This is a genomic window from Psychrobacter sp. (genome assembly GCF_018260395.1).
In the GTDB taxonomy this organism is placed as follows: Bacteria; Pseudomonadota; Gammaproteobacteria; order Pseudomonadales; family Moraxellaceae; genus Psychrobacter.
The window spans coordinates 1-6,816 of sequence record NZ_JAGLBC010000124.1; the positions used below are offsets into that span (position 1 = coordinate 1).

7 protein-coding genes and 1 pseudogene are annotated in these 6,816 nt (G+C 34.6%); 5 read left to right on the top strand and 3 right to left on the bottom strand.

Annotation, left to right across the window (positions count from 1 at the left end; genetic code table 11):
* Nucleotides 1–308 (bottom strand): RepB family plasmid replication initiator protein (locus tag QZ265_RS08865; protein WP_296405434.1); only part of this gene is annotated, 308 nt, incomplete at its 3' end.
* Nucleotides 309–1,048: 740 nt separating this feature from the next.
* Here QZ265_RS08865 and QZ265_RS08870 point away from each other — a divergent pair.
* From QZ265_RS08870 to QZ265_RS08890, 5 genes are all read left to right on the top strand, one after another.
* Complete coding sequence (locus tag QZ265_RS08870; RefSeq protein ID WP_296405422.1) at nucleotides 1,049–1,948, top strand: phage integrase N-terminal domain-containing protein; 900 nt, start codon at nucleotides 1,049–1,051, stop codon at nucleotides 1,946–1,948.
* A 234-nt stretch (nucleotides 1,949–2,182) separates the two neighbouring features.
* Nucleotides 2,183–3,703: a type IV secretory system conjugative DNA transfer family protein gene (locus tag QZ265_RS08875; protein ID WP_296405424.1), complete on the top strand. Its 1,521-nt coding sequence runs from the start codon at nucleotides 2,183–2,185 to the stop codon at nucleotides 3,701–3,703.
* 11 nt (nucleotides 3,704–3,714) lie between these two features.
* Nucleotides 3,715–3,993, top strand: a complete 279-nt coding sequence (locus QZ265_RS08880; protein ID WP_296405426.1) for a hypothetical protein — start codon at nucleotides 3,715–3,717, stop codon at nucleotides 3,991–3,993.
* Nucleotides 3,994–4,046: 53 nt separating this feature from the next.
* Nucleotides 4,047–4,886, top strand: a complete 840-nt coding sequence (locus tag QZ265_RS08885; RefSeq protein ID WP_296405428.1) for a DNA adenine methylase — start codon at nucleotides 4,047–4,049, stop codon at nucleotides 4,884–4,886.
* Nucleotides 4,879–6,171, top strand: coding sequence for a hypothetical protein (locus tag QZ265_RS08890; RefSeq protein ID WP_296405430.1), 1,293 nt, complete (start codon nucleotides 4,879–4,881; stop codon nucleotides 6,169–6,171). The genes QZ265_RS08885 and QZ265_RS08890 overlap by 8 nt, the downstream gene beginning before the upstream one ends.
* 18 nt (nucleotides 6,172–6,189) lie before the next feature.
* Here QZ265_RS08890 and QZ265_RS08895 read toward each other — a convergent pair whose 3' ends face one another.
* Both QZ265_RS08895 and QZ265_RS08900 read right to left on the bottom strand, forming a co-directional pair.
* Complete coding sequence (locus QZ265_RS08895; protein ID WP_296405432.1) at nucleotides 6,190–6,438, bottom strand: hypothetical protein; 249 nt, start codon at nucleotides 6,436–6,438, stop codon at nucleotides 6,190–6,192.
* A gap of 48 nt (nucleotides 6,439–6,486) precedes the next feature.
* A pseudogene (locus QZ265_RS08900) lies at nucleotides 6,487–6,816 on the bottom strand (replication initiation protein); the annotation flags it as partial.

A 6,816-nucleotide genomic window follows, 5' to 3' on the forward strand; every position in this document is an offset into this window, starting at 1 on the left:
ATCTTATCTACCCAACGACAATGAAAACTTCTGTCCTTACCTGTTTTAGGGTTCCTATCATGATATGTTACATACCGATCAAACAGTGCCTTAGAGGCATCTTTCATCACTGTGTAAGCTGTCTCTTTATTGACATTAAAATGTTCAGCATAACTATGAGCGTGTATCTCTAGCAAACTATCTGGTTTGATGCCTTTTCCTGTTTGTCTCGCTTCCATAATAGCTAGTAGCATCAAGCGCTGCTCTACTAGGTCAAGCGTATAGCTTGCTTGTATTAATGCATTATCCTTAACAACTATCTCAGTCATACTCATAAGCCAAATCCATACAATTAAGACATATCTTAACCTATTTAAAATAGGTTGTAAAACAGTTTATTTTTATGTGCGATAAACCTATTCATATAATGCGATAAACCTATTCATATAATGCGATAAACCTATTCATATAATGCGATAAACCTATTCATATAGAAGCCACAAGCTATATATCTCATGGGTTGTACCAGACCTAAAAGTTTTTAAAAGCTATTAAAAACTATAAAAGCATATTTATTTTAAAAACTTATAAAACGCTCAATTAAAAGATTGTACAAATTAGTAATATGAATAATAAATAAAATTAGTATATGTATAGAAAGGAGATGAATTTAATAGTCAAGCATAAGCAATTATATTGTCGTCACTACATTTCAGTAGTGACGACAATATAATTGCTTGATAATCATAGTATACAACTAAATTAATAACAGTTTGGTTGCGTGATTACCATAGAAAAGCTATACTGAAGGCTCTTATTTTTTGATTTTATATCCTTTTTCGCTGCACATTTTTTCTATGCATTTTAAGCAGTTTAAACATCTAAAATACTTAGAACATATGAGTTTTGCATTATCAGATTATTACCACTTATTTTTATAACGTGTGTTTAGCCTTGTCTTTATCTCGATATATCTGAAATTCATTATTATTTTGTCTTACCTTTGTAGCTATCAAAAGCTGATATTTCTATATTAGTTAGCTCATTAACACTTACCAACGACGACAAAATGAAAAAACTAGAACATAAAATTTTACAGATATGCAGCCGCAATCGTGATGGCTCGTATGCGACCCAAGCAAATAGAAGATCTATATTGTCGCTTTGCGTTTCACAATTAGATGAAGCAGGCTATAAAGTAAATGAATTAAAGCCGCATGATCTTAAAGGACGTCATATAAACGCTCTTGTTAAACGATGGAAAAATGAGGGGGTCTCTAACGGGACTATAAAAAATAGAATGTCTGCTTTGCGGTGGCTGGCTGAAAAAATAGACAATAGAGGGTTAGTAAAAAGCAATGACGAGCTTGGTATAGCCAATCGCAAATACATTACTAACAAAGATAAATCTATTGATCTAGTCGATTTATCAAAAGTCGATTTATCAAAGTTATCTCCGCACGTTTTGCTATCTAATGAACTGCAAAAAGAGTTTGGGTTAAGGCGTGAAGAAGCTATGAAATTCATGCCTAGCTATGCTCTTGGAGGCTATCCTCCTCATGCTGCTGATAAGATTATGATCAAGCCATCCTGGTCCAAAGGCGGCAGGTATCGTGAAATACCGATTTTGAATAGTAGACAAGTTCAGCTTTTAGAACGTGTACAAGCACTGGCCAAAGATGGTTCTCTTATTCCTGTCGATAAATCTTATAAACAGCATAAAAATACGTTTGAATATGAGACGAGAAAGGCAGGTATTGGACAAACGCATGGTCTACGGCATCTTTATGCTCAAAACCGTTATCTAGAGCTAACAGGATTGTTATGCCCTGCTGTTGGCGGTGTACGTGAACTCTCTGACAATGAGAAGAAAATAGATAGACAAGCAAGGTTACAAATTAGTAGTGAGTTGGGGCACTCACGCCTTCAAATTACAGGTGTTTATCTTGGATCATGGTCTTATAAGTAGAGGTTTGCATGGGTGTTACCGCTGACATTAGAACAACGCTATATTGTGCAGATTGCAGAAACTGCAAACTACAAGTATGGGAAAATGATGACAAGCTAGACGAACTAACAAAAAGGGGTTATATCGTACAAGATAAGCAGAGTAAGGCATTCTATTTAGTACGTTGCACTTGGACAAAAGATACCGTTTTTCAACCCCAGAGGCTGATTAAATGCGAAGGTAGGCAACCAGTTAATGAATAATATTCATTTGTATTTAATGCTTGTTGTCTGTGCGGTAGCTATCTGCGGTTTTACTGGAACTTGGTTTTATAATGAGTTTATAAAAGATACTAGTCCACGCTCCGAACTTCGGCCTAGCCGACGTAATACCGATAGTAATTTACTACGTAAAAGAGTGAATTTTGGTGTAGTTGGTGAGCCATTATTATTTTATGGTAAGGCTAATAAAAGGCAGTTAAAAAATGATGCTTGGCGAACGAGTTTACCGAATTACACTGCCTCTAATGAAAAAAGAGGGCTAGTTGTAGGTGTAAGCGGTACAGGTAAAACAAGTTATATTTACTCGCAGATTGTGGACTGGTCGAAGTCGGGTAAGTCGTACTTGGTCACTGATATTAAGCCTGAAATTTGGGGCACCCTATGTGCCAACAACATTATCAAAGGTTTTGGGTATCAAGATATTGTTATAAATCCTACTGATCCTAAAAGTTTAAAATACAATTTTCTTGATGATGTAGACGATAGTGAATTAGGTGAGCTGGTTAAAATTCTTATTCCTGCCATATCTGATGAAGCTAAAGCATTTGCTCAAACTGCGCAAAAGCTACTAAGAGGTATTATTTTGCATCTTAAAGGAAGAGATGGAGTAGTATCGTTGCCTAGTGTCTATAATTATATTAGCGATTTTAAAAGCGGTAACAAGCTAATAGCTGATATTATTGACGAAGGGGAAGATGTGCCTGCAAAACTTATGCGGCAAGCGCGCCTTGCAGGGGAAAATGAGCGATTCATGGCATCTGCTGTTTCTGCTTTATTATCAGCTCTTGAGTTCCTTGATAATTCAATAATTGCAGATAATATGTCTAGTAGTGATGTGTCGTTAAAAGACGTATTAAAACAGTCAAATCAGGCAATTTTCTTACAGTTTGAACAAATCTCTCAAACTGAGACTGAAAGCTTATATAGTACAATGGTTACGCACATAATAAGGCTATTAATGAAAAATTATAGAGAACGTGAAGACGTATTCTTAATTTTTGATGAGCTGCTAAACGGCGGTAAAATTGATGCGCTAACAGACAAATTCAACACGATGAGGAGCTATAAATTACCGACGTTTATATACATTCAAACCTTAGCAGGTTTATATAAGAAATATGGCCAAGACGATAGTAATAATCTTATTGGCGCTTGTGATGTAAAAGTAATATGCAGAGTTAATGATAATATATCAGCAGAATATTTTAGTGAGTTAGCAGGCACTATACCCGCGCAAGCAGTAAATATACATTATCCAGTTAAAGTGCGTCCAGATGGAAGCACATATCAATCAAAACAAGAAACGCCCCAAGGCATAAAAGACATTCCTCTTGTTGATAAGAATGAATTAAAGACAATGCCTAAAGGACAATGTTTGTTAATTGTTGACGGAGAAAGCGCTATTGTTGAGATGCCGCAGCACTGGCAACATTTACCAATGCTTCAGAAGGCTACTTTTATTCGGCCATCTGAAGCATTTGACCCTATCAAATAAAAGGTATTTTTATGTTTTCACACAGTTTAAACCCTAAAATCGGTTCTATTGACTTAAGCGTAGAGCAAAAAGAAAGATTGATTAAGGCTATAAAGAATTGCAAGCTTCCCGATTATGAAGCTGACTATCCTGAGATAAAGAAAGGACTTTTAGAACGTCTAGAAGGACACCATGATAACAATGAAGGCTTTAAGATGACTATTCTTGAGCAAGGCTTTATGCTCTATACTGCTTCAGTCACTGAAGATTTAGATCTATATGGCTACATTTCTTATAATAGTAGGTTCTAGCGGTTAACTATGCTAATCGCTATTTAAACCGAAATGTTTTTAAAGAGGTAAAAGTGGCAAAAGCAAAGAACAAGTTAGTAATGCCATTTCTAAAATGGGTAGGTGGGAAACGTCAGTTAATGAACGATATTCAACCGTTGATCCCCAGCAACATCTCTACATACTATGAGCCTTTCATTGGTGGTGGAGCTGTATTTTTTAATCAGCAGCCTAAAAAAGCTGTAATTAATGACTATAATGCTGAATTGATTAATGTGTATGAAGTAGTTAGAGATAATGTTGAAGAGTTAATTGAAGATCTTGCGACACATAAAAACGATTCTGAGTATTTTTATAGTATCCGTTCCCAGGATAGGGAAGAAGGTTTTGATAACTTATCAGCTTTAAAGCGTGCTTCAAGAGTTATCTATCTCAATAAGACGTGTTTTAATGGACTTTACAGAGTAAATAGTTCAGGAGAATTTAATACACCTTTTGGGAACTATAAAAACCCTAATATTGTCAATAAGCCTGTATTGATTGCTGTCAGTAAATATCTAAATAATAATAATATATCTTTTCTTAGTTGTGATTTTGAGGATGCACTTAAGGGGGCTCGAAGAGGTGCATTTGTCTATCTCGACCCTCCATACGACCCTGTATCAAAAAGCTCTAATTTTACAGGCTACGTAGAAGGTGGTTTTGGGGTTGACCAACAAGAAAGGCTAAGGGACGTTTGTATTAAATTAGATCAAAAAGGCATTAAGTTCTTATTATCAAATTCTGCTACTTCTTTTATTAAAGACTTATATAAAGATTTTGAAATAATAGAAATTGGTGCTAAACGTCATATTAACTCTATAGCGAGTAAGAGAGGCGAGGTTACTGAAGTTTTAGTGAGAAATTATGAGTAAACCCAAGAAAAGCATAATTGATACTACATGGGAAGCACTTTTTGAGAAGTATTCTATTCTTAAACATATCAATGCAAATGGCGTATTTAATATCAGTTCATCACAAATTAATGAATTTCACCAAGCGCGATTAATGGCGAAGTTCGACTATCAAGAAAAAATGCCTCAAATATTTTTGGACAATGGGTTAGCAATTTTACCTATGAGCAATCGGACTTATGTGATTGGAAGGTTTAATATATTTGAAAAGATAAAACATAATAAGTTAGAAACAAAAGATGCAAAGAAACTGCCTAGTTATATAACTGCCATAGATATCGAGCATATAAGCAGCGAAACTACGGCTCTTTTATGTGCAAATATATGTGGCATATTAAATTCATTCTTTGAAGAAGATGAAATTACTCATGTGATAGGCGGACGAATGGGATCAGGAGATTTTAATTTTAAACTCTCTGATATCAATTTTTCAGTATCAAAGTCTCAAATTGAAATAGATGGCGGCTTTGAATCTGAAAACTATATATATCTTGTCGAAGTAAAAAACTTAATACATGATAATTTTTTAGTAAGGCAGATTTATTATCCGTATCGAACTTGGACTAAAAAACTCGAAGAAAAATGCATAAATAAAGAAGTACGTAATATATTCCTAACTTATTCGGACGGCAATTTTTATTTGAGGGAATACGAATTTGAGCAGCTAGAAGATCCAAGCTCAATAAGAATGGTTAAGGAAGACAGGTACAGTATTGTAAAAGATGCTTTAAATTTTGAAAAGTTGCAAGAAATTATTAATACTGTGGCCATTGTGGAAGAGCCTGAATTGCCTTTCCCACAATGTAACGACTTAGACAAGGTAATTAACTTATGTGAGTTACTTTGTTATAGAAATGAAGCTATGTCTAAACCTGCAATTGCTGAGGAATTTCATTTTGTAGTCAGACAGGCAGACTACTATGGAAATGGTGGTAGATATCTTAATCTAATTACCTCCAATCCTGATAAAAGTTATAGCTTAACGCAGTTAGGAGAATCTATTTTTTCTCAGTCTCTGCAGCAAAGACAAATTGAGTTAGTACGCATTATCCTATCTCATAAGCCTTTTAACATTATAATGAGAGACTATATTGAACAAGGTGATTATCCATCCCATGAAAGGGTTGAGGAATTGCTGAAAGATTATAATATGTACAAGGTAAATAAACAAAAGATAACTTTTAAAAGACGCTGTAGTACAGTAAAAGGTTGGATAAACTGGATATTTGATAGAGTAGAAGCCTAAATATCTAGATTATCCCCTCTACTCAAGCATATCTGCTAAAAATTCTAATAGTATGGGTAGATCAAACTCTCCCTGCGCAAACCCATACTTTTCACAGCCTTCAGGAATAACTACTGTTTGACCAGAAAATCTTGAATCTTCGCTAATAATACGTAACGTACTGACAAGTTCGTCTCTTACTACTGATGGTATTTGTGAATCCAGTAATTCATCATTTTCTACTGACAGCTTATTAATATTAATTGTCAAATTCTCTATTTTTATCATAACTATAGCCTTAAAAAATCATTGGTAGATGAAGTTTATTTTGTTTATTTAATATTCAAGATAATCTGTAATAGGTCGTTTCTTAAATTGTGAAGGATCTTTTTTCAATCGATTAACCATCTCAAACTCCCATGCTTTATTATCTTGACCAGCAAGGCTGGTAGAGCTAACTAGATGGTTATAATCTGCTATGAAATTAGGATTACGTGCAATACGCCCCAGTTGTCTATCATTCAGCCCTTCAACTGTAAACATATCTCCAGTATCACTATCTCTATTTCTTTCTATAGTCTTCTTAGGTTTGGCTTTAAGCTTAAACCTAAAAGTAAAACCAGTAATGATACGGCCATTTTTATGCTGATCATATTTGGCAGTAAT